At 62.0% G+C, this 24,765-nt stretch carries 21 protein-coding genes, 1 pseudogene and 1 riboswitch; of the genes and pseudogenes, 15 read left to right on the top strand and 7 right to left on the bottom strand.

Annotation, left to right across the window (positions count from 1 at the left end):
• Positions 1-3 precede the first annotated feature (3 nt).
• Both OES25_07160 and selD read left to right on the top strand, forming a co-directional pair.
• Positions 4-837 (top strand): tetratricopeptide repeat protein, encoded by an 834-nt coding sequence (locus tag OES25_07160; GenBank protein MDH3627420.1) that lies wholly within the window; start codon positions 4-6, stop codon positions 835-837.
• A 103-nt stretch (positions 838-940) separates the two neighbouring features.
• Positions 941-1,918: pseudogene (gene selD / locus OES25_07155) on the top strand (selenide, water dikinase SelD).
• A gap of 3 nt (positions 1,919-1,921) precedes the next feature.
• Here selD and OES25_07150 read toward each other — a convergent pair.
• The 3 genes from OES25_07150 to OES25_07140 form a co-directional block, all read right to left on the bottom strand.
• Positions 1,922-2,980, bottom strand: a complete 1,059-nt coding sequence (locus tag OES25_07150) for a PA0069 family radical SAM protein (GenBank protein ID MDH3627419.1) — start codon at positions 2,978-2,980, stop codon at positions 1,922-1,924.
• Complete coding sequence (locus tag OES25_07145; GenBank protein MDH3627418.1) at positions 2,868-3,227, bottom strand: hypothetical protein; 360 nt, start codon at positions 3,225-3,227, stop codon at positions 2,868-2,870. The genes OES25_07150 and OES25_07145 overlap by 113 nt, the downstream gene beginning before the upstream one ends.
• Positions 3,228-3,275: 48 nt before the next feature.
• A riboswitch (SAM-I-IV-variant riboswitch) is annotated at positions 3,276-3,419 on the bottom strand.
• 69 nt (positions 3,420-3,488) lie between these two features.
• Positions 3,489-4,628, bottom strand: coding sequence for a fatty acid desaturase (locus OES25_07140; protein MDH3627417.1), 1,140 nt, complete (start codon positions 4,626-4,628; stop codon positions 3,489-3,491).
• A 135-nt stretch (positions 4,629-4,763) separates the two neighbouring features.
• On the opposite strand from OES25_07140, the gene OES25_07135 reads away from it, so the two are divergent.
• The 3 genes from OES25_07135 (at position 4,764) to OES25_07125 (ending at position 11,960) form a co-directional block, all read left to right on the top strand.
• Positions 4,764-5,702 (top strand): hypothetical protein, encoded by a 939-nt coding sequence (locus OES25_07135; GenBank protein ID MDH3627416.1) that lies wholly within the window; start codon positions 4,764-4,766, stop codon positions 5,700-5,702.
• A gap of 228 nt (positions 5,703-5,930) precedes the next feature.
• The gene (locus OES25_07130) at positions 5,931-6,353 is read left to right on the top strand and encodes a hypothetical protein (GenBank protein ID MDH3627415.1); all 423 of its coding nucleotides are present in this window, start codon (positions 5,931-5,933) and stop codon (positions 6,351-6,353) included.
• Positions 6,354-6,485: 132 nt separating this feature from the next.
• On the top strand, positions 6,486-11,960 hold the full coding sequence (locus OES25_07125; protein MDH3627414.1) for a DUF6531 domain-containing protein: 5,475 nt from the start codon (positions 6,486-6,488) through the stop codon (positions 11,958-11,960).
• Positions 11,961-12,022: 62 nt separating this feature from the next.
• Here the strand turns inward: OES25_07125 and ubiA are convergent, their stop codons facing one another.
• Together ubiA and OES25_07115 are read right to left on the bottom strand one after the other, a co-directional pair.
• Positions 12,023-12,856, bottom strand: a complete 834-nt coding sequence (gene ubiA, locus OES25_07120; protein ID MDH3627413.1) for a putative 4-hydroxybenzoate polyprenyltransferase — start codon at positions 12,854-12,856, stop codon at positions 12,023-12,025.
• A 49-nt stretch (positions 12,857-12,905) separates the two neighbouring features.
• Positions 12,906-13,256 (bottom strand): hypothetical protein, encoded by a 351-nt coding sequence (locus OES25_07115; protein ID MDH3627412.1) that lies wholly within the window; start codon positions 13,254-13,256, stop codon positions 12,906-12,908.
• Between the two features lie 81 nt (positions 13,257-13,337).
• On the opposite strand from OES25_07115, the gene OES25_07110 reads away from it, so the two are divergent.
• Together OES25_07110 and OES25_07105 are read left to right on the top strand one after the other, a co-directional pair.
• On the top strand, positions 13,338-14,183 hold the full coding sequence (locus OES25_07110; GenBank protein MDH3627411.1) for a tetratricopeptide repeat protein: 846 nt from the start codon (positions 13,338-13,340) through the stop codon (positions 14,181-14,183).
• Positions 14,184-14,258: 75 nt separating this feature from the next.
• Positions 14,259-15,413, top strand: coding sequence for an aminotransferase class I/II-fold pyridoxal phosphate-dependent enzyme (locus tag OES25_07105; protein ID MDH3627410.1), 1,155 nt, complete (start codon positions 14,259-14,261; stop codon positions 15,411-15,413).
• Positions 15,414-15,419: 6 nt separating this feature from the next.
• Here the strand turns inward: OES25_07105 and OES25_07100 are convergent, their stop codons facing one another.
• Positions 15,420-16,244: a hypothetical protein gene (locus OES25_07100; protein MDH3627409.1), complete on the bottom strand. Its 825-nt coding sequence runs from the start codon at positions 16,242-16,244 to the stop codon at positions 15,420-15,422.
• 95 nt (positions 16,245-16,339) lie between these two features.
• Between OES25_07100 and OES25_07095 the strand changes: the two genes are divergently transcribed.
• From OES25_07095 to OES25_07070, 6 genes are read left to right on the top strand one after another with little or no spacing between them, the layout of a single operon-like run.
• On the top strand, positions 16,340-17,353 hold the full coding sequence (locus tag OES25_07095) for an amidohydrolase (GenBank protein MDH3627408.1): 1,014 nt from the start codon (positions 16,340-16,342) through the stop codon (positions 17,351-17,353).
• Positions 17,350-17,550: a hypothetical protein gene (locus tag OES25_07090; protein MDH3627407.1), complete on the top strand. Its 201-nt coding sequence runs from the start codon at positions 17,350-17,352 to the stop codon at positions 17,548-17,550. The genes OES25_07095 and OES25_07090 overlap by 4 nt, the downstream gene beginning before the upstream one ends.
• 32 nt (positions 17,551-17,582) lie before the next feature.
• Positions 17,583-18,488: a PhzF family phenazine biosynthesis protein gene (locus tag OES25_07085; protein ID MDH3627406.1), complete on the top strand. Its 906-nt coding sequence runs from the start codon at positions 17,583-17,585 to the stop codon at positions 18,486-18,488.
• Complete coding sequence (locus OES25_07080) at positions 18,488-18,973, top strand: hypothetical protein (GenBank protein MDH3627405.1); 486 nt, start codon at positions 18,488-18,490, stop codon at positions 18,971-18,973. The genes OES25_07085 and OES25_07080 overlap by 1 nt, the downstream gene beginning before the upstream one ends.
• A gap of 41 nt (positions 18,974-19,014) precedes the next feature.
• Positions 19,015-19,299 carry a hypothetical protein gene (locus tag OES25_07075; protein ID MDH3627404.1) on the top strand — a complete coding sequence of 95 codons (285 nt, stop codon included), beginning with the start codon at positions 19,015-19,017 and terminating at the stop codon, positions 19,297-19,299.
• Positions 19,300-19,359: 60 nt separating this feature from the next.
• Positions 19,360-21,510: a TonB-dependent receptor gene (locus OES25_07070; protein ID MDH3627403.1), complete on the top strand. Its 2,151-nt coding sequence runs from the start codon at positions 19,360-19,362 to the stop codon at positions 21,508-21,510.
• A 16-nt stretch (positions 21,511-21,526) separates the two neighbouring features.
• Here OES25_07070 and argF read toward each other — a convergent pair whose 3' ends face one another.
• Positions 21,527-22,525 carry an ornithine carbamoyltransferase gene (gene argF, locus OES25_07065; GenBank protein ID MDH3627402.1) on the bottom strand — a complete coding sequence of 333 codons (999 nt, stop codon included), beginning with the start codon at positions 22,523-22,525 and terminating at the stop codon, positions 21,527-21,529.
• 152 nt (positions 22,526-22,677) lie between these two features.
• Here argF and OES25_07060 point away from each other — a divergent pair, with 152 nt between their 5' ends.
• A complete protein-coding gene (locus tag OES25_07060; protein ID MDH3627401.1) occupies positions 22,678-23,073 on the top strand; it encodes a hypothetical protein in 396 nt (131 codons plus the stop codon).
• A gap of 103 nt (positions 23,074-23,176) precedes the next feature.
• Positions 23,177-24,748: an efflux RND transporter periplasmic adaptor subunit gene (locus tag OES25_07055; protein ID MDH3627400.1), complete on the top strand. Its 1,572-nt coding sequence runs from the start codon at positions 23,177-23,179 to the stop codon at positions 24,746-24,748.
• Positions 24,749-24,765 lie beyond the last annotated feature (17 nt).

The raw sequence follows: 24,765 nt of genomic DNA, 5'->3' as shown, positions 1-24,765 counted from the left end.
GGGATGAGCGGATACACGGCAAGGGACGCGGCGCGTCTACTCGGTCTGGCTGAGCGCGAGGTTCGTTCGTACATCCGTGCCGGACTGCTCGATGCCGCGTCGGGAACTCAGCAGGACGATCGGCTGTCGTTCCAGGATCTCGTCTTGCTGCGAACCGCCAGGGATCTCCGTCTTCAATGCGTCTCGGCGGCGGTCGTCCGTCGTGCCCTTCGGCGATTGCGTGAGACCCTCCCGGCCGAGAAACCGCTGACCGCCCTACCGATGAGCGTGCGGGGGAAGCGAGTGGTCGTCAGGGACGGTGGGCATGCCTGGGACGCCGAGACCGGCCAGACCGTATTCGACTTCGACCTACCGACCGTAGACAAACCCGTAGAACCATCGACGACGCCGTTCCACGTCCCGCTGCCGGAGGAGTTGACCGCCGAAGACTGGTACGAGATCGGTTGCGAACTGGAAGATCAGGCCGTGGACGAGGCGCAGCAGGCCTATCTTCGCGCCATCGAGCTCGAGCCTGACCACTTCGACTCCCGGATCAATCTCGGCCGCCTCTTCGTCATCGGCGCGAGACTGGAAGAGGCGGAGCAGCAGTTCCGGGCCGCCCTGAGTCGTGGGCCTCACGCCATCGCGTTCTTCAATCTCGGCGTCATTCTCGAGGAGCGGGGCCTCGGCGAGGAGGCCTGCGACGCCTACCGCAAGGCGATCTCGACCGACCCCCACTGTGCAGAGGCCTACATCAATCTTGCCCGCATTCTCCGGATCGTCGCGGAAGCGGAGAAGGTGATGCAAAACGCCCGCGAGCGGTCCTCGCCGCGGGATCCGTCCCCCGACGATCGCTGATCCCTCGCCACGGGGTAAGATGCCATCCATGGGTTGGTTTCGAAGAACTGGCATCCGCCTGACCGAGTGCGCCGCCTCCGGCGGCTGAGCGGCCAAGACCGGTCCGGGGGACCTGGCGGAGATTGTGGGCACGCTAAAAGCCGTGCTCGGTGACGATCGTCGCGTCATCGTCGGTCCGGAGACCGGCGACGATGCAGGAGTGTTTCTGCACGACGGCCAGTCGTGGGTGGCGACCACCGATTTCATCACCCCGGTCTGCGATGACCCCCGACGGTTCGGACGTGTCGCGGCCGCCAACTCGATCTCGGATATCTACGCCATGGGTGGACGCCCGCTGTTCGCCCTGAATATCTGCTGTTTCCCCTCGCGGGTCCCGACCGAGATGCTTGGCGAGATCATCGCGGGTGGGGCGGAGACGGTTCGCGACGAAGGCGCCGCGATTATCGGGGGCCACACGGTGGCCGATGACGACCTCAAGTACGGGTTGGCCGTGACCGGCGTCATCGACAAGGGTCGAGTCCTGACGTTGGCCGATGCGAAACCCGGGGACTCTCTGCTCTTGACGAAGCCGTTGGGAACCGGGGTTCTGATCAACGCCTACCGCAAGCAGCGGATCGACGACGATGCGCTGGAGCCGGCGTTGCATCTGATGGAGCAGACCAACCGAGTCGCATCGCGACTGGCGCTGGCGAACGAAGGTCGTGCGTGCACGGATGTCACCGGCTTCGGTCTTGCGCGCCACCTGTTGGGGATCTGTCGCAGTTCCGGTGTGGGTGCCAGGCTTAACCTGGGGTCGTTGCCACTCCACGATGGATTCCTGCAACTGGTGGCGGATGGCGTCACCACGGCGTCGACCGAACCCAACGAGGAGAGTGTCGGCGACTCGCTGACGATCGACGCGTCGATCGACGCGGCCCGTCGTGCGGCACTGTTCGACCCCCAGACCTCCGGTGGTCTGTTGATCAGCCTGCCCGAGAAGAACGTGCCGGTCTTCATCGCTGCGATCGAGGCGGAAGGTGGCTCCGCGGCCCGCATCGGCGAATGCGTCGCCGGCCCGCCGCGTATCGACGTGACGCCGTAGCAGTCAGAGTTCGAAGAGACGTCCGGAATCGCCCGGTCGTCTAAACGACGCGGTCGAGAGTTTGAGCGCAGATTTGTCCAGCCCGTGTCGACGGCGCGCAATATCGAATAGACGTCGGATCTGATCGGCCACGACACCGGTTCCCCGCATCCGATGCCCGAAGCGGCTGTCCTGCAGCTTGCCGCCACGCATCGAGGCGAGTCGATGTAACACCTTGCTCTCCTGCGTGGGAACATGCTGACGTAGCCATTCCGTGAAGAGCCCCTCGACGGCCCCCGGCAAACGCAGAAGGATGTAACCGGCCGTGTCGGCACCCGCTTCGGCGGCGGCCTGCAGGATCTTCGGGATCTCGTGGTCGTTGAGACCGGGGATGACCGGCGCGACCATCACGCCACACGGGACTCCCGCGGCGGTCAACTCGCGAATCGCCTGCAGCCGTCGCTGCGGGCGCGAGCAGCGTGGTTCCAACTTGCCGGCCAGTTCGTCGTCGAGGGTTGTGATGGAGAGGAACACGCGGGCGGCGTCGAATCCCGCCAGTGTCCGCAGATGATCCGTATCGCGCGTGACCATTTCGTTCTTGGTGATGATGCCGACGGGGTTCCGGAAACGAACCAACACCTCCAGGCAGCGACGTGTGATCTCCAATTTTCGTTCGATCGGCTGATACGGGTCGGTGACACCGCTCAGGGCCAGAAGCTGGGGCTGCCAGCTGCTTCCCCCGAGCTTCTGCTCCAGGAGTTCCGCAGCTCGACTCTTGACGAAGATCTTCGTCTCGAAGTCGAGCCCGGCGGACATCTCCAGGAACTCGTGGGTCGGCCGTGCATAACAATAGGCGCAACCGTGTTCGCATCCTCGATAGGGGTTCAGCGACGCACAGAACGGGAGGTCCGGGCTGTCGTTGAACGACACGATGGACCGCGACGCATCCTCCAGGAAGGTGGTCTTGACCCTATCCGGCGACTCGTCGAGACGAATCTCCTGCGTCGTAAACCGATTCGCGGGGTTGTCGCCGCTGCCCCGTCCCCGGATCGGAAGTCTTGGATCCCCGCCGTCTTCGATCATTCGAGAAGTGTACACGGCCGTCGTCGGTCGCCGGTGCGACGAATCGCAGCGACAGCTCGCAGTCGGTGCACTCGGCGATCCGTGCCAACACACGGTCCCGTCGGCGGCGGGCTTCCTCGACCTCGGCCGTGCCCAGGGAGCAGCGAATCCGTTCCTTGGTCCAGTTCTGCCTATGAATCGTGAACGCGATCCACCACAGACGGCCGTTCCGCCAGAGATGGTGATTGGGGTGGTTGGGGGTACTCATATGTCTTCTCCTCCATGGAAGAAGACACCCGGTTGCCGCGCTCCCGCGCGTTGGACAGTTTGTTGCCTCGACCCACGAGAGGTCCAGGCCACATCTCCCGAATCGATCCCCATGATCGACCGGGAAGGCACCTCGGGTTGTCCGTCCCAGGTTGCCGGGTCCGCTATTCGCAGACCACTCCGGATGTCACGGAGAGTCTACGACGGATTTGCCCGTTGGCAACGTCGGACTGTGTCATAGCCTGTCGAGTCGGGAGGCGGATCAGGCAGGCGCGTCGGCCAGGACCGAGTCGCAGAGCCGATACCAGTCCTTCCAATCCCGCCGCATACTCTGCTTGAGTTCGCGGAGCTGGGCCTGTATTTGCCGCCGCCGGTCCTGGTAGGCCTTCTTCCGATCCAACGATTCCAGCTGTTTCATCAGCTGAGCCAGCTGGGCCAGCTTCTCGTGGATTCGGGCGGCCAGTTCATCGGCGCGCTGCCCGAGCTCTTCGCGGGTCCGTTGGGCCGAGGCCTTCAGCTGCTCGATGACCCGTCGATGATCCTCGTCCAGCAGTCGGTTCTTGATCCGATGCTCGTCGTAGCGCTTGAGTCCAGAGGCCAGCCCGACCTTCGAGAGAAGGAAGATCGTCCATTTAGTGGGGTCGAAGTGGAACCACTTCACACCGTTGCGATAGTCCGAGGGGAAGGTGTGATGGTAGTTGTGGTAGCCCTCGCCGACGGTGAGCATGGCGACGACGAAATTATCGACGGCCGTGTGCTCCCGCGAGTAGGTCTTGCTGCCCCAGGTATGCGCCAGGGAGTTGATGAACCACGTCAGATGATGGGAGAGCGCCAATCGGGTCCACCAGAGGAGGACGAAGGCACCGAGGAAGTCGTTGAACAGCCAGCCGAAGAGGAGCCACAGCCCGGCGTTGCTGCCGATGCTGAGGGCGTTCGCATGGCGATGCTGAAAGCGCACCAACGGGTTCTTCATCAGATCCTGAACGATCCGTTCGTCAATCGGCTTGCTCTTCTCGAACAGCCAGCCCATGTGAGCGAAGAAGAAGCCCTTATTGATCGAGTACGGATCCAGGTCCGTATCGACGTGGGCGTGATGATTCCGATGGTCGCAGGACCAGCGAAGCACGCTGCCCTGGGTCGCGACGGTCCCGAGAAAGAGTAGGGCCGCCTCGGCGACGCGGTTCAGCTTGAAGCAGCGATGGGAATAGAAACGGTGGTACGCCGCGCCGATGCCGATCTCGGAAAGGATGAGAATGACGATCGAAGAGACGACGACACCGAGCGCGGGTCGATGACTGGCGAAATAGAGTGGTAGCCCGATGGCCAGTCCGACGTGGTATCCGATGATGAAGAGGCCGGGTCCCCAGTTAAACCCTTCCCGCGCCCACTTGTTGCTTGCCACGATTCTACCCCCACGGAGGTTCACAAGTCGGCACGCCCATTGCGGCGACTCGCATACGTATCAACAACAATAGGGTATCCTGACGGGGCCGCAACCTGGGCAAAAAAGACCGGAATTCCTGGCTGGAGGCAACCGATGGCCGAGCGATCACCGTGGGCGAAATTCTTCATGTGGGGCTGCGGAGGCTGTGCCGGGCTGCTCCTGATCGCCGCCATCGTCGCCGTCGTGTTGGTCATGGTCGGCAAGAGCCAGGCCGGCAACGAACAGTCGGTTAGCGAGACGTTCGGGGAGCGGCCCCCGGCGCCATCTGCACCGGCAACGCCGGAGACCCGTTCCGATGCCGTGGCCGTTCCGGCCGGAGCCCCGGCACGGGTCATCGTCGAATTTCAGAGCGGGGAATTTCATCTGTCACCGGGTCGCGCCGGAGAACCCATCGGTGTCGATGCCGAGTACGACAGCCGACGCTATACCCTCGAGCAAACCGCGACGACCGATGAGGACGGCGTCTGGACCTATCGGATCGCCCTCAGTCCCGGCGGTACGGCCGGCGGGCCATCGATCCTCGCACGTCTATTCGGTGCCAGTTCGCCGAGCTTGCGAGTGACTCTTCCGCCGGACGTGTTGATCCAACTCGATACCAGCCTGACCGCCTGTGGTGGCGAAGTGGATGTGGGCGGGTTGTGGTTACGGGATAGCCGCTTTGCCTTCAACAAGGCGGGCGTCTCTTTAAGAGTGAGTGAGCCCTTGAAGGAGCCGATTGGCTCGCTGGACCTCGATCTCTCCATGGCCGGTGGCGAGTTCAGTCGGATCGGCAACGCCAGCCCGTCCCGGCTGAATTTTAACATTCGGATGGCCGGCGGAGTCCTCGACCTCCGTGGTGACTGGAAACAGGACTCCGACATCGTGATCAGTGCGCCGATGGCCGGCGCCGAGGTGATCCTCCCTGCCGACGTGCTGGTGGAAGGGATCGATTCCCAGCCTCTCATTGCGCCGTCGACCGATGGGGGACAGCCGCTGACCCTGCGGATCCAGTCCGACGCCAGCAGCGACGATGTCCGGTTCCGGCGGATGTAATCTGCGGGGCAGGTGGGTGCCATCTATCTGGCAGGGCAAACCTGCCCTCGATGATTATGCGGCATCGCGACACGGAGTCTCACGGCGGGCCCAACGTCGCCGGGGACGTCATGGAGAGGGTCCGGCGACCTTCGCCGCCTGGACCGTTCTGAGCGGGCCGGGCTCCCATCGCTGCGGAGAGTTCGAACGGAGCAACGGCAGAATGCCAACGATGACCGTTGGTATTCGGTGGACAACGTCGAGTTCCGTTCCGACGTCCTCAATCCCTGCTCCACCAGCAGTGGGCCCGCGCCGGCCGCCGATGGCGCCGGAGGGACCGCCGCGTTGCTTGGCGAGCGTGAGACCGTCGGCGGTGATCAGATCGGCATCAGTTGGGATGCCGGCTGTGGTGCCACCCAGTACAACCTGATCTACGGAGATCTGGCCAACCTGACGACGTTGGCACTCTCCGGAAACCAGTGCGACATCGGCAACGGCAGCTACACCTGGAACGGTGTGCCCTCCGGCAACCTGTTCTATCTGGTCATCGGGAGCGACGGCTCCGGCACGGAGAGTCCGTGGGGTCTGGCCACCGCCGGGGAGCGGAATGGGATCGACCCGTCGGGAGCCTGTGGCGCCACGACGAAGGACCTCAGCGGCAGCTGCCCCTGAGCCGGTTTAGAGAAAAACGACGGATGGGGTGGGCGATCCAGCCCACCCCTTTTTTTTGCCCGCAGGCCGTGAAACGACCTCCCGGCCGGGTCTAGACCCGGTGGAGCCCCGAGAACGGGCGAGGAGGAACGAATGTCACGACGTATCTATTTGCCGGCTCTTCTGGTCGGTCTGCTTCTATTCGCGGGTGCCACCGTGGCCCAGACGCCCCAGCTCCAGGAGCCGGGTTGCAAGCCCTGTGAGGATCCGGTCGCTGGCTCACCAGAGACCGACGACCTGACCTGCGGCTCTCAGCCACCGACCTGTGGCGGGGGAGTCTCCGGGGGTGGCTCGACCTACCTGTTCTCCGGAGAGTTCCATCACTCCGAAACCGATCTGACGATCGAGGGTCGAGGCCTGGACTTCACCTGGGCGCGCAAGTACCGCTCGCGCATCGGACCCGATAGCCCCAACGGCATCAACTGGGACCACTCGTACAACATCTATATCGAGGCGCCGAACGTCGGTCCGTCCGAAGTGCTGGACCTGATGTTCGACGACCCCGACACCATGCACTGGCAGCAGCCGACCAATCCCGGTGGCGCGATTCCGGATCTTCGTTACTGCACGTTGCGAGCGCCTCTCAGCAGCGACTTCGTGACTGGAACCGTCTTCGCCGAGGTCGACAGCATCGACCAGATGACGATCGACGGTGTCGTTCCTGCGGTCGGCGATTTCAACGCCTACCTGATCTCTGCCAAGAACCTCAATCGCGAGGGCACCCTGGGAATCAACACCGCCGGCATGACGCGCGACGGCATCCAGTGCGGAATTCCCGGATTCGATCTCGTGCTCCATGACGGCAACACGCGGGTCGACACCTACACTCCGACCGGTGGCGGCACGTGGGAGACCCGCGAGTACTTCCGCACCTTCGTGGAGAACAACGACGGCACGTACACGCTGACGTTTCCGGACCTCGGTACCTGGAACTTCAACGCGTTCGACAATAGCCCCGAGCAGGGCAAGATCGACACGATCGTCGATCGCAATGGCAATTCGCTGGCCTTCGTGTACGACGGGCTGGGTCGGTTGGACACGATCACCGACACGCTCGGTCGCAATATTTTCATTGCCTACAACATCAACGGCTTCATCGACTCCGTGACGGATTTCGCCGGCCGTCAGGTGGTCTACGATTACTACGACGGTTTGACGCCCGAGGGGTCCTTCGGCGACCTGAAATCGGTGACGACCCCGAAGGTGCTCGGCACGCCAAATGGCAACGACTTTCCTGCCGGAAAGACCACGACCTACACGTACTCCAAGGGCCTACCCGATCCCCAGTTGAATCACAATCTACTGACGATCACCGACCCCAAGGGGCAGATATTCATCGAGAACACCTATGCACCCACGGTCAACCCCCTCGACGTCGAGTTCGATCACGTCGTTAGCCAGCGTCTCGGCAATCCGGGTGAGCGTTTCGAGTACTTCTACCTACCCGTGGTTCCGAATCCGGCGAATAACTTCGCCGTCCTGCGGACGATTGAGAACGACCGCAACGGAAACGTCATCGAGTCGTTCTTCGACGTGCAGAGTCGGATGGTGATGTTGCACGAGTACACCGGGCAGGCGATCCCCTTCGCGCAGACCACCGATATTCTGAACCGACCGGGTCCCCAGATTCGCCCCGCGGACCCGCCCATCTTCGAGACACGCTGGGACTACGACAACGAATCGCAGGTGGTCAAGGTCACCTACCCGAATCAGAACGACGTGCAGTATCTCTACGACGCCGCCAACCCCGATCGTCGCTCACAGGGCAACCTGTTGAATCGAATCGAGAACCCGGGGCCGCTCGGTGGCGCGCAGCCGCTGATCAGCGAGAACTGGCTGTATGACGATTTCGCCGGTGGCGGCAACGGAACGGACTTCGTCACGGAGCACATGGATGGTCGCGGTAACGTCATGACCCATGGGTACGATCCCAACGGCAATCGTCTCTTCACCCAGGACCGCATTCTGTCCGTCCAGCACAGCTTCAGCTATAACGGCTTCGGGCAGAGGACCGGGCACCTGTGGCCGGACAACGGGAGCGGATTCACCCGTCAGGATGTGTTCACCTACTACCCCGTCGGCCCGCAAGAGGGCTATCGGGAAAGTGAGATCATCGACGACGGTGGTTTCAACCTGACCACGACCTACGAATACGACATCCTGGGTCGAATGATCCGCAAGATCGATCCCCGTGGGAACGATTCGCTCTATGTCTACAACGAGCTGGATCAGCAGGTTCTCGAACAGTCCCGCGAACCGCAGCCGGCGGGGACCCGCTACGACACCTTCACGTACTACGACCCCAACGACAACGTCGTCCGTATCGACCGACTGAACGTCGACGAGACGGGGGCGGTTCGCCCCAACGCGTTCGACACCACGGTCTACGAGTACGACATCCTCAACTACATGACCCGTACGTGCGACGAGTACTTCTTCAACGCACCAATCCCCGGTCTGCCGCATCAGCCGTTCTGTCCTGCGCCGGCGCCGGGCAACGGCTTCGTGACCGAGGACTATCAGTACGACGGGAATCGCAATGTCGTGATGCGTCTCTCCGGTGAGGCAACCACCGGCAACCAGCCGGGCAACGTGACCCAGGATCTCTACGACGAACGGGATCTTCTATTCCACGAGGTCCGATCGCCGGGTCTGCCGGACCAGTCGACGACCGAGTTCAACTATGACCCCAATCGAAACCTCACCGAGCGTGTCCAGGGTCTCGAAGGCGTGAACCCACGGGTCACCCGGATGACGTACGACGGCTACGACCGGCTGACGCAGGAAAGCGATCCGATGAACAACATCACGTTCCGGATCTATGATCCTAACGACAATCTGGATCGAATCGTCGTCGAGGGAGAAGAGTTCGATATCCCGGGCGATATCGGAAACGTCCGGCTCTCGGATGTGACTTACGTCTACGACAACATGGATCGACGCACGCTGACAATCACGGAGTGGTTCGATACGCCGACGCAGCTGCCGATCGGGCCCGGACAGGCGATCGAGGAGACGATCTATTCGGATACGTCTCAGGTCACCCAGGTCATCAACGGCAACGGCAACAGTCGCTACGTGACCTATGACAGCGCCAATCGGATGTTGACGCAATCCGACGACAAGTCCAACGAATCGGTCTTCATCTACGACGCCAACTCAAACGTCATCCGGATCGACGAGACGGCGAAGAGTGACCTCCTGGCTCCGGACGAGACCTTCTTGACGGAGTACGTCTATGACGGCATGGACCGTCGCACGGTCACGATCGATAGCAGCGGCAACCTGGCGTCGAATGAGTTCGATTCACGTGACAACAACACGCTGTCATTTGACACGCTGGGCAACGAGCTTCGACGAACCTACGACGGTCACAGTCGCCTGCTGACCGAGGATCGTGTGTTGACCGATACCGGTGACGGTAGCGGCCTGGTGATCGGTGGCATCCTCACCGAGACCGAGTATGACGACAACTCGCGGCCGGTTCGGCTGATCGACGGTAACGGCAACACCACCCGTTACACCTATGACAACCTCGATCGCCGGGTTCTGAAACAGTTCGACGATGGAACGATCCATCAGTACGAGTTTGACCCCCACCACAACTGGGTCTTCCTGTTCGACGCCAACGGCACCGATCTGGAATTCCAGTATGACCTCAACGATCGTCGCGACCAGATGCAGGTCCTGGCCCTCGGCGTGGGTGTCTCCGGTGCGACATCCTTCGAACAGACACAGTATGACGGTCTTGGTCGCCTCGTGACCGGGCAGGACGACGACTCATTCGTCGGTCGCACCTACGACTCGCTCTCTCGCGTGCTCCAGGACGACCAAAACGGTCAGGTCACCGCTAGAGAAGTCGATGCGGTCGGAAACAGCACCCAGACGATCTACCCCAATGGGCGGACGATCGATCGGATCTATGACTCCCTCGATCGGGTCACCGAGATCCTCGACGGTGCTGTGACGATTGCCAAGTACAACTACGTTGGCCCCGACCGGGTCACGGAGAAGAGCTACGGAAACGGCATGACGACCCGCTTCGAGTACGACGGTATCCAGGGTGTGGCCAACCCCGTTGGCGACTTTGGGACCAAGCGGATCACGCGCGTCGATCACTTCGATGGGGGTGGCACAACCGTCGACAACCGTGAGTACCGCTGGGATCCGATGTACAACAAGAAACAGGCGACGGACCTCAGTGGAGCCGGACCGCAGCTGACCATCGACTACGAGTACGACTCGGTCTACCGCATGCGTCGGGAAGTTCGCACCGACGCGGGTGCCGTCATCGTCGGCGATGTGGGATACACGTACGACGATGTCGGCAACCGCACCAACGTCATCGGCGGACTGTTCCCGGGTCTCTACCTGATGAACGCCGTGGATGCGCCGGTCAACCAGTACACGCAGACGTCCTTCGATGTGCGACTCTACGATCCCAACGGAAACCTGCGGGATACCGACGGTCTCGGGCCGATCCTGCACCAGTACGACGTCCGCAACCAGTTCGTGCAGGGCCAGGTCTCGGCCGTGGGTGTCGTGACCGCCAGCTACGACATCCTCGGACGCCGGATCCGGACGGTCGATAGCGCCGGCACGGCAACTCGCTACTTCTACGACGGCTGGAACGTGATCGAGGAGCAGGACGGCATCGGCGTCACTCAGGCGACCTACGTGTTCGGTGGTGCACCCGACGAGATCGTGGAGATGGATCGGGGCGCCCAGTTCTTCTTCCACTCCGACGACCTGGGTAGTGTCCGGGCCATCACCGACAATCTCGCCAACGTCATCGAACGCTACGAGTACACCGACTTTGGTGAACCGACGTTCTTCGATCCGTTCTACAACCTGATGGGCGGATCGACGATCGCCAATCCCTATCTCTTCAACGGCCGTCGCTGGGACGAGGAGACGGGCTGGAACTACTACCGCTCGCGCTACATGGATCCCCGAGCCGGTCGATTCACGACCCGTGACCCGATCGGGATCTGGGGCGATCGTGCGGAGATGGGCAACGGATTCACGTATGTCGGCAACAACCCCGGCACCTACGTCGACCCGTGGGGCCTCTTCAAGTGTGTCGCCAAGAAGGTGAAGGACAGCACCGACACCGAGAGGATCCACTGGGGCAGCACCTGGCGGAAATACCTCTACGCCTGGGGCGGTGTGAACGCCAGCGACAGCGGCTTCAGCATGACCGTCAGTGGTAGCGCAGGTGTCTACTGGGGTTGGTACAGCGCCGACAACGACAAGATCAAACCCAAGGCCTGTGTCACCTGCGAGTGCGTCGATCCCGGCAAGTGCCGGATCACCGTTTCCGCCAAGTCTGGGTCGGTCTGGAATCGTGAGAAGGGCGTGATCTCATTGGCCGCCGGCGCCAGCGTGACCTATCGCGGCGATGGCGACGAGGTCGATGTCGACTTCACGGCCGGTGCGGCGAATCAGGGTGGCGATGCCGTCGGTGCAGGGGTGGGTCCCGTCAGCGCCGGTATCTCGTTCCCCAGCTCTTCGATGTCCGGCAAGGTCTCCCTTGGCAGCGCCAAGTGGAGATGCGTCAAGCAGTAACGAGCCCCGTCCAGGGGGGGAGGAAGGGGCGTGCCCAACTATGGTGGGTGCGCCCCTTCTGTTTACGCCAGCAGGCGTGGGACGACGAGGGCGACGAGTAGCGTGACGAAATACAACACGCTGACCAGTCCGTTGAGATTGAAGAACGCCAACCCCAACTTCGAGAGATCATCGGGTTTCAGGAGTCGATGTTCGTAGAACAGAAGCCCGGCGATCCCGGCACACCCGACCCAGTAGAGTGGATTCAACGCACCGAGGACGCCGACTCCCACCATGGCCAGGATCGTCGCAACGTGAAACCCCCGGGAGATGATCAACGCCCGCGCCGTTCCAAAACGTGCGGGGATGGAATGTAGCCCGCTCTCCCGGTCGAACTCCCGATCCTGACACGCGTAGATCACATCGAATCCGGCGACCCAGGTCAGCACCGCCAGAGCCAGCGCGACGATCATCCAATCGAAGCGTCCACCCAGTGCCATCCACCCGCCGACCGGTGCGATGGCCAGGGCCAGGCCGAGCACCCCGTGGCAGGCCCAGGTGAAACGCTTCGTGTAGGAGTAGCCGAAAACGATCAGGCTGGCGGGCACGACGAACGGAAGCAGTCCGAGCTGCCACGTCGCAAGAATGAAAAGCCCCGTCAGCAGCAACGTGAACGACCAGACCGCGCCTGTCGAGAGACGTCCGCTGGGAAGTTCCCGTTGAGCCGTGCGCGGGTTCCGGGCGTCGATCCGACGATCGGCCAGACGATTGAACCCCATGGCAGCATTCCGTGCTCCGACCATCGCCAGCAGAACCCAGCCGACCCGAGGCCAGGCCAGGCCGAAACGATCGGCGGCCAGCGCCGCGCCCGACAGGGCGAAGGGCAGCGCAAAGAGCGTATGGGAAAACTTGACCATGCCGGCCCAGCGACCGATGGCACCTGTCAGGGAAATGGCTGGCCTCCTGTCAGGTCTCCAGCTTTTCCACCAGCAAACGGAGCAACCCGTCGCCACGTCCGCGGAAGCTGTGGAGATCGATCTCCTCGCGCATCCACTCGCCCACGGGATCGTCTTCGCCTTCCTTGCACTGATTCACGAACCCCGAATAGGCGCCGGAGAGTTCCACGACCCGTTCGAGGACCGGCGTGGCAACCGGATCCGTCGCCGGATAGCTGGACCGTAGGAAGGTGACGATTCCGTAGAGCAGTAACGGATCCAGATCCTCGGCGGCGGTGGCCAGCTCCGAAACCGGGTGGCCTCCGTTCTCGAGACCATTAAGTAGCTGTACGGCGACGTGTAAATCGGTTGATTGGCCCATGGGGGATTCCTTCCAAATCAGTGAAGATCCACGCATGGTAGCTCACCGGGTCGGAATCCGTGTATCGATTACAATCGACCGATGCGAATGATCCTCGGATTGCTTCTATTGGCCGTGGCGTGTGGGAGTCCCGTCGAGCCGCCGGCAAGTTGGCCCGAGGCCGAGCTAGCCGCCGATCGGCTGGCATGGGACGACGATGCCAGCGAGATGAACGGCATCTGGGTCGGTCGTCGACTGGGTTATCTGGGGCGTTACGACGAGGCCATCGACTGGTACCGGCAACGCCTCGAGGAGTTTCCGAAAAGCTATCGGTTGCGTCGCCACCTGGGGCATCGACTGATCACCGTTCGCAAGTTCGACGAGGCCATCGACGTGCTTGAGCAAGCCCGGGCTCTTGCCGCGTCGCATCGCAACTACCTGGAGTCCGACGGCGCCCCCAACCCGACCGGGGAGCCGAGGAGCACGACCCACGGGAACATCGATTACCACCTGGGGCTGGCCTACTACCTGGTGGGGGAGTTTGATCGCGCGGCCGAGAGCTGGAGTCGCTGTGTGCAGCAGTGGGCGAAGAACGACGACGGTCGGGTCTCCGCCGGTCACTGGTGGTACACGTCGCTGGTACGAGCGGGTCGGTTCGATGAAGCTGCGGCCGTATTGGAGCTTCTGCCGTCGGATCCGGATGTGATCGAGAATCATGCGTACCGGAATCTGATTGATCTGTATGCCGGACGGCGTGGATCCGACGAGCCGGACGCAGACGGTGAGACGCCGACCGGGGCGGCATGGCAGTACGGCCTGGCCCGCTGGCAGATTGCAGACGGCGACGTGGAGAGCGGAACGGCGATCCTCGAGGCACTGGCCACTTCCGACAATCGCGCATCGTTTGGCGTTATCGCTGCGGAGGCGGACTTGAACGCGGATCCGTAGTCGACCTTCACCGCGATCTCCTTTTACACTGCACCCATCGTAAAATGTGGTCTCGGTCCAACTCAGGGGAGAACAGTGAAGCTAAAGAAGACTGGCCTCGGCACAAGCGCCGTACACGCCGGCGAAGTGCGTCCCGGAATCGGCGGTGCCGTGTCAATGCCGATTTTCCAATCATCCACCTTCGAAAACGACGGCGACGCCGGCTATCACGATGTCCGCTACATCCGTCTGAACAACACCCCAAACCACGATGTTCTCCACGCCAAACTGGCGGTTCTTGAGGGCGCCGAGGCAGCCCTCGTCGCCGGCAGCGGAATGGCCGCCATCTCCACCACGTTGATGACGTTCCTGTCTTCGGGCGACCATGTGATGCACCAGCATGCGCTCTACGGTGGGACCCACTCGTTCATCCAACACGACCTGAAGGACTTTGGCATCGACCACGGCGACGTCGATCCCACACGACAGGAGACCTGGGAGGCGATAAGAACCGATCGGACCCGAGTGTTCTACGTCGAGACGCTTTCCAACCCGTTGATGACGGTGCCGGACCTGCAGGCCGTCGTGGACTTCTGTAGGCAGCACGGCATCGTCTCGGTCATCGACAACACGTTTGCGAGTCCGGTGAATTTCCTGCCGATTCCCTTCGGCTTCGATCTGGTCCTACACTCCTGTACCAAATACATGAATGGGCATACCGATATCGTTGCGGGTTCGATAGCGGGCAGTGCCGAGAAGATCGCCGCGATCAAGCACAAGCTCGATCATCTGGGTGGGACCCTCGACCCCCACGCGTGTTTCCTCTTGCATCGCGGGATGAAGACGCTCCCGTTGCGCATGCGTCATCAGAACAAGAGCGCCCTCGAGATGGCCCGGTTTCTCGCCGAACAAGAGCGGGTCATCCGGGTCAACCACCCCGGTTTGCCTGGGTCACCGGACCATGAACGGGCCAAGACCTATCTCCACGGTACCGGCGGCATGTTGTCCTTCGAGGTTGAGGGTGGTGCGGCTGCGGCGGATCGGATGTTCTCCCGACTGCAGCTTCCCATCGTGGCGCCCAGTCTGGGCGGGGTCGAAACCCTGGTCACCCGTCCGGTGACCACGTCCCATGCCGGGCTTTCTGCCGCGGAGCTGGAGCGCGCCAACATCTCCGAGGGATTGGTGCGGGTGTCGGTCGGCATCGAGGATACCGAGGACCTGATCGCGGACTTTCGGCGCGCACTTTCGTAGGAACGGTCAACGCCCACGGATCTCGTAGTCGAACTCCGCAACCGTATGGGTTGCCGCCCGGCCGCGGATCTCAGCGTGGGTCGGGAATACGTCCGCCAGTTTCGACTTGTCCGCACCCACACTGAGATTGCGGCCGCGTTCGAAGACCAGAAGTAATCCGTGTTCGTCGCCAAGGGCGCGAAACACGTTACTCCCGGTCCGATACTGGGCGAGATCAAACGTCTCCTGAAGTTTCGAGGCCATCGCCGAAACATCGTCGACCACGAAAGCGATCTCGCTTGCGTGGAGAATGTCTCGTGACGTGAAGGGTCCATCGGCGTCGTTCTTGAGGTCGTGACGGGCGATGTACTCGACCACGTTCTCAGCCGGGTCGAGAAAGAACACCGAGTGGGCGTTCCAGTTACTGAAATGAACGACGTCGTTCGGAAACTGCTTGTCACGCAGGCGTGGGAAGACCGACAGAATTTCGGACCGCTCCCGCTGCCACTCCCGTGCTTGGCGAATCTTGTTTTGCGGGATGTTGAAGGCGAAGTGGTAGAACGGCGCACCCTGCTTCGCATCCGACTTTACGAATGTGATGGGTGTCGCGCCGCCTCCGATCGTTAGTTCTGTGGAACTCTCTTCCAGCACGTCAAGACCGAGCGTATCGCTGTAGAAAGCCCTCATCTCTTCGAGAGGTGCTGCGGTTTGCAGCCGCAGACTCAAGATTCGAGCGGTTGCGTGGGATTCATTCAAGATTGGAACCGCCCAGGTGAGGGGTCGATGGATTGCCGTCACCAGCGCCGCGGCCGATGCCGCGGATAGGAATTTCCGGCGGTTAAGTACTGACATTTGCGCCAATTATACGCTGAATTCAGACAATCGGGGTGAGGAGTCACTCGATCCGATTTGACGTTAGACTTCCCACGTCAATGAGAGGGGGACTGATGAAACTGATTTCGGCGGCGATCGCTTGCATTCTCGGGTCTGTATGCGCCTGGGCGGATCCGCCGCCCCCTGTGATCGATATGCATCTGCACGCGCTAGACGCGGCAGCTCAGGGTCCGCCGCCGCTAGCAATGTGTACTCCGATGACGATGCCGTCCTGGGATCCGAAAGAACCGTACTCGGACGCGTATTTCCGCCTTTTCAAGAAACCCGATTGCGACGATCCGATCTGGTCTCCGGAAACGAACGAGGCACTCTTGCAGCGAACGCTTGCGGTCATGGAAGCGCGTAACGTATACGGAGTGTTGAGCGGTACTCCGGCCCTCGTGGGACAGTGGACGGAGGAGGCACCGGATCGTTTCTTGCGTGGACTGGGCTTCCAATTGGATGGGGATTCGCCGTCGCCGGACGAACTAGTTTCCATGCATCGGGACGGTTCGCTGGATGTGCTGGCCGAGATCACGACCCAGTATCAAGGAATCACCCCCGACGATCCGCGCCTGGAACCCTACTGGAGCGCTCTCGAGAGGAACGACATCCCGGCCGGCATCCACATCGGCACCGGCCCTCCCGGGGTGATTTATCTGGGGGCCGAAAACTACCGGGCGAGGATGCACAGTGCTCTGACCCTCGAGGAAGTCGTCGTCCGCCATCCGAAACTGCGCATTTACATCATGCACGCCGGATATCCGTTGCTCGATGACCTGTTGGCGTTCCTCTACGCACACCCACAGGTCTACGTCGAAGTCGGTGTCATCGTTTTCACGCAACCAAAAGCCGCCTTCTACCGTTATCTGAAGGGAGTCTTTGACGCCGGATTCGGCAAGCGAGTGATGTTCGGTTCCGACCAGATGGTCTGGCCGGAGACCATCGATCGTGGAATTCAGGTGATCACCGAGGCGCCCTTCCTAACGGAAGATCAGAAACGGGACCTGCTGTTCTGGAACGCGACGCGCTTCTTGCGGTTGCCCGAGGAGCAGATCAAGAGAATGCACGGAGAGGAGAGTCCATGAAGAGCGTCGGTAAGATCCGGAACACCACGGACCATCTTCTCGGGTCGATTTCGGTGAAAATCTACCTCTCAAACGGCGTCGAGCTTCATCCGACCAAACCCCGGGGTCTTCCGGCAGGCGGATGGATGGAAGTCCGCATTCAGACCGGCAAGGACGGGTTCGAACGGTGGTCGGCCCACGCGGAGGTAGGCAATTAAAGGATGCGCTATCTTGAAGCCGGAGGTATTCCGTGCTTTACGATTTTGCGACCCTCGACGTCTTTACCGACCAGTCCTTCGGCGGCAACCCGCTGGCCGTCCTACCCGACGCTAGCGGTTTGACCCCTCAGCAGATGCAGTCCATCGCTCGCGAGTTCAACTACTCCGAGACGACGTTCGTGCTGCCGGCTGAGAACGAGAACCATACCCGCAAGGTGCGCATCTTCACGCCGGTCGTCGAGATTCCGTTCGCCGGCCACCCCAACGTCGGAACCGCCGTCGCGCTGGCGCGCCTGGAGCTGTTTGGCGCCGCCGTTCCGGGTCAGCGAGTCCTGTTCGAGGAAGGCGCCGGCGTCGTCTCGGTGACGTTGCGCGGCAAGGGAACCAATATCGATGCCGCAGAGTTCATTGCGCCGGTGATCAATCGATTTGAAGAGGAGTTGGCCGTTGACGAGGTGGCGAAGGCGCTTGGGGTTGCTAGCGACAAGGTCGTGACGAAGCACCACGGCCCACGGGTCATGGGCGTCGGGCTACGCTTCCTGTACGTCGAATTGTCGGATCTCGATGCGCTGGCGGCATCGGAAGCCGCACCGGGACCGGTGACCCGGATCTCCGCCACCCGTGGTCTCGACGGTGTCTTCGCGTACGTGCGTATTGCCAACGGCAGCCCCGGAATCCAGTCGAGGATGTATGCACCGCTTCATGGTGTCATCGAGGATCCTGCCACGGGATCTGCCAACGCGGGGTTGGCGAACCTTCTGGCCTCCCTGCACGATGAGAAGGACGCGACCCTCAAATGGGACGTCGCCCAGGGTGTCGAGATGGGTCGCCCCAGTCGTCTTCACCTGACGGCGGAGCGACGGGACGGCGAGGTCGCCGAGGTGCGGGTGGCCGGCAACGCCGTCATCGTCTGCCGTGGTCAAATCGACGTGCCCTGATGGGACTCGACCTCGACGGCATCGACCGCGCCATTGCGGGGTTCATGCGTCGTTGGGGTCTCCTCGCACTTCGGGTCTCGTTGGGTGTCGTCTTTATCTGGTTCGGTGCCTTGAAGCCGCTGGGGATCTCGCCCGCGGAACCCCTGGTGAAGGCGACCGTCAACTGGCTTCCGCTCTTGGCCCCCGAGACGTGGCTGCACGTCATAGGCTGGTGGGAAGTCGCCATCGGTGTCACGTTTCTCTTTCGCAAGACGGCACGGGTGGCGATTGGTCTGTTGTTCCTACAGATGTTCGGCACCTTCATGCCTCTCGTCGTCCTGCCCGAGATCACGTTTCAGTCCGGTAAGGTCCCGTACGGGTTGACGATGGAAGGGCAGTACATCGTCAAGAACCTGCTCATTATTTCTGCGGCCCTGGTGATCGGGGGGACAGCGCGGAAACGTGGCGGAGACGGAATTCTTAGCGGCAGCGCCTCGTTTGGATAAAATGGAACGTGTGATGCCCGTTGATCTCTTGCGGAGAGTTCATGACCGGTCCTGATTGTCGCCTGGCCATTCTGGGGCTGCTCGCGCTGGCTTTGGCGGCCGGTGCGTCCGATCGCCACGTACAGCACGGCGAACAGGATTCATCTGAGGCCTACGACTGCGTGGCGTGCGTCATGGCCCAGACTCCATCCGCGCTGACATTGGATCCGACTCCGGCTCCCGGGGTGGAGGAAGTCGCAGACGTCATCGTCGAGACGCAATGTGCTGCGATCGTCTCTTCGATCTTTCGGTCCGACACGACCCGAGGCCCACCCCAATTGAGTTGACTCTCGTTGCCGTCGTTTTGTCGACGGTGTCCTGAAACTCTAACTGGAAGTGTGGCAACCATGACCCCATCGATTTTTGCGCTTGTTCTTTTCGCGTTCGCCGGCGGTGCCAGTCTCGAGGGACGCATCGTTACCCCCGGCGGTGAGCCTGCGCCCCAGGTCCGTGTCCTACTGGTAGAACTCCATCGCACGGTGTTTACCGACGACGACGGTCGCTACGCGTTCGTCGATCTCGAGCCGGCGGACTACCACGTCCAGGCCGTCAGTCCAGGACTGGGCAGTGGTGTGGCCGAGATCTCGGTCGTCGCGGGCATCAATCGGCTGAATCTCGAGCTAAGTATCTCTCCGCACCAGGAGCAAATCGTCGTCTCCGCAACGCGATCCGGTAGGGGGAGCTCTGAACTTGTTCAACCGGTCACCGTCCTGGACAAGGTCGAGTTGGCAGGGAAGATGCAATCGACGATCGGCGAGACCCTGGCACAGGAGCCGGGAATGAGTCAGACCTTCTTCGGTTCCGGGGCAAGTCGGCCGGTCATCCGCGGCCAGAGTTCGAGTCGTGTCCGTGTCCTCGAAGGCGGGTTGGGGGTAGGCGATGCTTCGGCCACCAGTCCGGACCATGCAGTCGCGAGCGACGCTCTGGTCGCAGATCAGATCGAGATTCTTCGGGGGCCGTCGACGCTGCTCTACGGGAGCACGGCCGTCGGTGGCGTGGTCAACGTGATAGACAGCCGGATTCCCGATCACGCCCCCAACCGTCCCCTGGGCGGGAGTATGCACGTGAGTCAAGGAACCGTGGCGGACGAAACGGCGGCGGCGGTCGCACTCGACGGCGGCTTCAATCAATTTGCCTGGCATATCGACACCCTCAATCGAGATGCAGGGGACTACTCCAGCGGCGACGGCCGCTTGCCCAACAGCGCCCGAGAGGCCACCGGCGCGACGCTGGGCATGTCGTGGGTCGGCGACGGGTCCTATGTCGGCGTGTCGGCTCGACGCTTCAATACGCTCTACGGGATTCCGGTCGAGCTGGAACCCGGAAGCCCGATTGAGATCGACCTCGAACAGACACGCTATGACCTTCGCGGCGATTTCCATGTCGATTGGGGGTTCATCGAGGAAGTACAGTTCACCGCAGGTAGTAACGACTACGAGCACAAGGAACTGGAGGGGAGCGAGATCGGGACCCGATTCCTGGTCGACAGCTCCGAGGGGCGGTTGGAGTTCCATCACCGCGAGACGGATGCGCTGACCGGGATCATCGGGGTACAGCTTTCCGACAAGGACCAGGTCGCCATCGGCGAAGAGGCGTTCCTCCCGCCATCCGAGACAAGTCAACGAGCGATCTTCGCTCTGGAACGACTCGACGGAGGCGCGGTTGATCTGGAGTTCGGTCTGCGCTTCGAGAACACCGAACTGAAAGCCACAGCCAACCCGGACCGTCGCTTCGACGGCCTCTCCGCATCCTTTGGTCTGCTCTGGCCGCCTAACGACGGCTTCGCGTTGGGGTTTTCGATCGCGCGCGCGGAGCGGGCGCCGACGGCCGAGGAGCTCTATTCCGACGGCGCCCACCTGGCGACGTTCTCTTACGAGGTTGGCGATCCGACCCTGGAACTAGAGACAAGCCTGGGGATCGATCTCAGCCTACGCAAACGCACCGGAAGGCTCACCGGGGAGTTGACGCTCTTCGCCAATCGTTACGACGGCTACGTCTTCGAGTCGCCGACGGGGCAGGTGATCGACACGTTGCCGGTCTTTCAGTTCAGCCAGGCCGACGCCGAATTCTACGGACTAGAGTTGGATCTGTTGATCGAATTGATGGAGGCCCGATCGAAACACGATCTGGACCTGCGTCTGTTTGGCGACATGGTGCGGGCCGAGTTGACCGACACGGGAATACCCCTTCCGTTCATCCCGGCATCCCGGGTCGGCCTTGGGCTGCAGTACACCGATGGTTCGTGGGATGGGGAATTTCAGATTCTCAGAACCTCCGATCAAGATCGAGTCCCGGGTTTCATCACGACGACCGACGGCTTTACGAGTATCGATGTCAGCGTCGGCCGTCGGATCATCCACGACGGCCTCGTTCACAAGCTCACGCTACGTGGCTCCAACCTCACCGACGAGCTGGCACGGGCGGCGACGTCCCGGGTAAAGGACCTCGTGCCGCTGCCCGGACGAGACGTACGGCTGACGTACACGTTGTTCTTCTAGGGCAGGGGGCAACCGATCAGACCAGCGTCGCCACCATGACCGCCTTGATGGTGTGCATCCGGTTCTCGGCCTGGTCGAAGGAGATGTTGTAGTCCGATTCGAAGACGTCGTCGTTGACCTCCAGGGCGGAGAGGCCGTGTTCGGCCTCGATCTCTCGACCGACCTGGGTCTCGGTGTTGTGGAACGCCGGCAGGCAGTGCATGAACTTCACGTCCTTGTTGCCGGTCTTCGCGATCACGTCCAGGTTGATCTGGTAGGGCGTCATCAGCTTAAGCCGTTTGGTCCAGGCCTCCTTGGCCTCACCCATCGAGACCCAGACATCGGTGTAGAGGAAGTCGGCGCCCTTGACCCCGGCTTCCACATCCTCGGTCAGGGTGATCCTGGCGCCGGTCTCCTTCGCAATCGCCTGACAGGTCTCAACCAGCGCGTCTTCGGGCCAGAACTGCTTCGGCGCCACCAGCCTTATGTCCATGCCCATCTTGGCTCCGCCGACCAGCAGCGAGTTGCCCATGTTGTTGCGGGCATCGCCCAGGTAGGCGTACTTGATTTTCTGGAGTTCCTTGCCGCCGCCGTGCTCGTGCATCGTCAGGAAGTCGGCGAGGATCTGTGTGGGGTGGAACTCGTCGGTCAGTCCGTTCCAGACCGGGACGCCGGAGTAGCGGGCTAGATCCTCCACGTCGGTCTGTCGGAAGCCGCGGAACTCGATCCCGTCGTACATCCGACCGAGGACCCGGGCGGTATCCTTGACCGACTCCTTGTGTCCCATCTGCGAGCCGCCGCCCATGTAGGTGACCTGGGCGCCCTGGTCGAAGGCCGCGACCTCGAAGGCGCATCGTGTGCGGGTCGAGGTCTTCTCGAAGATCAGGACGACGTTCTTGCCCCGCAGCGCTTGCTGCTCCGAGCCGGCGTACTTGCTCTTCTTCAAATCGCGGGAGAGATCGAGCAGGTACTGGATCTCTTGCGGGGTGAAATCGAGGAGTTTGGTGAACGAGCGTTGGGTCAGGTTGATGGCCATGGTCGCTTCTCTATTTACATGAAGGTTGGTCACTGGTCGGCGCAATATTGCTGAAATGTGGCGGGTCCGCAACCTCCGGCGCGGGACGGGTCCCCGTCCGAGTTCGAGACCGCTTTTGACGTAGAGCCGGTATGGCGTATATTCCCTCACACATGCGCAACCCACTCGCAACAAAGATCCTGTCAGCCGTCGCCGTGGGCGTCGTACTGCTGGGTCTCCTGTCTCCCATCGCTGCCGGACAGCTGGTGTGCATCGGGGATGAACGCGACCCTGATTGTTGTGACGAGCGCGACAGCTCGGATGAGTCTCGTCTCGAAGAGACGACCCAGCTCCTGGACAGTTCCGATTGTGGCTGTTGCATTCCGGTCGTCTCGGCGCCGGCGACCGCGGGCGCCGGCCCTCACAAGGCGCCGCTCGGCGCCGTCTCCGAAGCGGCACTCGTTCGGGATGTCGCCGTCCCCACGGGGACGCGCTTTGGCGGAGTCCCAACCGGGGACAACAGTGAGGCTAGTCTCTCCTCTCGACGCACGGTCGTTCTGCTGATCTGATCCTCCACGTCGGATCGTCAGCGGCCCCCAAAAGCTCCCCGCACCACACCGACAACGGTGAGGTGCTGCGGCGCTCCCCCACGAACCAGAATCGAGGAGACGAATGCGAATCAAGAAAACGGCAGGTCTGAAACGACATCGACTATCGCTGGCGTGCGCCGTGATGACGGTTCTCCTGCTCGCGGCCTGCTCTCCGGCCGATGAGCAGGCCGCTCGTAACGCCGACCCCTGCGAATCGGCAGGCCAGACCGAGGTCGACGGCGCGACGTGCGTAGCCCATGGTTCGCCCGTGGAATTGTGCTTCATCTGCGATGCCGACTTGCGCGACAAGGGACGACTCTGGTGTGGCGAGCACGACCGCTACGAAGACCGCTGCTGGTTGTGCCATCCCGAACTGGAGGAAGAAGACCGGCTCTGGTGTGGGGAGCACTCTCTCTACGAAGACGAGTGTTTTCTTTGTCACCCGGAGTTGCTCGAGGAGCCCTCCGAGGCGGATACCAGCGAGGCCGTCGGGTCGGGTCTGATGTGCAACGAGCACGGCGTGCCCGAGCAGGAGTGCGGTATCTGTCACCCCGAATTGCTGACGTCGAATCCGTCAGGACCGAACCTGAAAGTACGCCTCTCCTCGTCTGAGTCTGCAGCGAAGGCGGGTGTTGTCGTGGAGACGCCGGGGATCCAGTCGATGGCGGATGGCGTGAGCTGTCTCGCCGAGTTCGCGTTCAATCAGAACAAGCTGATGCGGATCACGTCGCTGGCGCGTGGTGTCGTCAAGAGCGTCGATGTGGATCTGGGAAGCCGGGTCCGAAAGGGCGATCTCCTGGCGACGGTGAGCTCCGCGACCATCGGCGAAGCGCAGGGCGCCTACCTTCGAGCGATGGCCGAACGTGACCTCCGGGAGGCCGCGCTCGAGCGTCAACGTAGCCTGCTGGCCGAACAGATCGCATCCGAGGAGGACTATCAGGAGGCGGCGGCGGCACACCACGTATCGATGTCGGACGTGCGGCAGGCGCACCAGTGGCTAGTGACGCTCGCGTTCGACGAGCTCCAGATTCAAGCACTGGCCAGTCAGCGGAGCACGCCCGGAGTTCTCGAGCTTCGGGCACCCTTCGACGGAGAGGTCGTCGCGCGCAGCGCGGTCCAGGGGGCCGTGGTGGAAGAGGCAGACGTTTTATTCACACTAACGGACACGTCTGTGCTCTGGGCCACGGTGAACATCCCCGAATCACAGGTGTCGCGCGTTAGCGTGGGGCAGTCGGTGGAACTCACCGTCGAGTCGCTACCGGGTCGCAGCTTCACTGGAACGCTCACGTGGATCTCGCCGCAAGTGGACGATCGGACACGAATGGTACAGGGGCGGGTCGAAGTCCCCAATGCCGGCGGACACCTCAAGTCGCAGATGTTCGCGCGCGCACGAATCGCGACCGAACACGCGGACAACGTGGTCGTCGTACCGCTGTCGGCCGTGCAAAACGTGACCGGAACCCAGGTCATCTTCGTGAAGTTTCTCGATGATCTCTTCGAAGCCCGGCCGGTGACGCTCGGGGTCAAGCACGACGGCCAGGTCGAGATTATCGCCGGCCTGAGAGCGAACGAACCCGTGGTCGTTGCCGGAGGCTTCGCCCTGAAGTCCCAGCTCCTTGCCTCGCGACTGGGTGCGGGCTGTGTTGACGACTAGGCGTCGGAGGTCGTTGG

Source organism: Acidobacteriota bacterium (genome assembly GCA_029861955.1).
Taxonomy (GTDB): Bacteria; Acidobacteriota; Polarisedimenticolia; order Polarisedimenticolales; family Polarisedimenticolaceae; genus JAOTYK01.
This window is presented reverse-complemented; position numbering and strand designations above follow the sequence as displayed.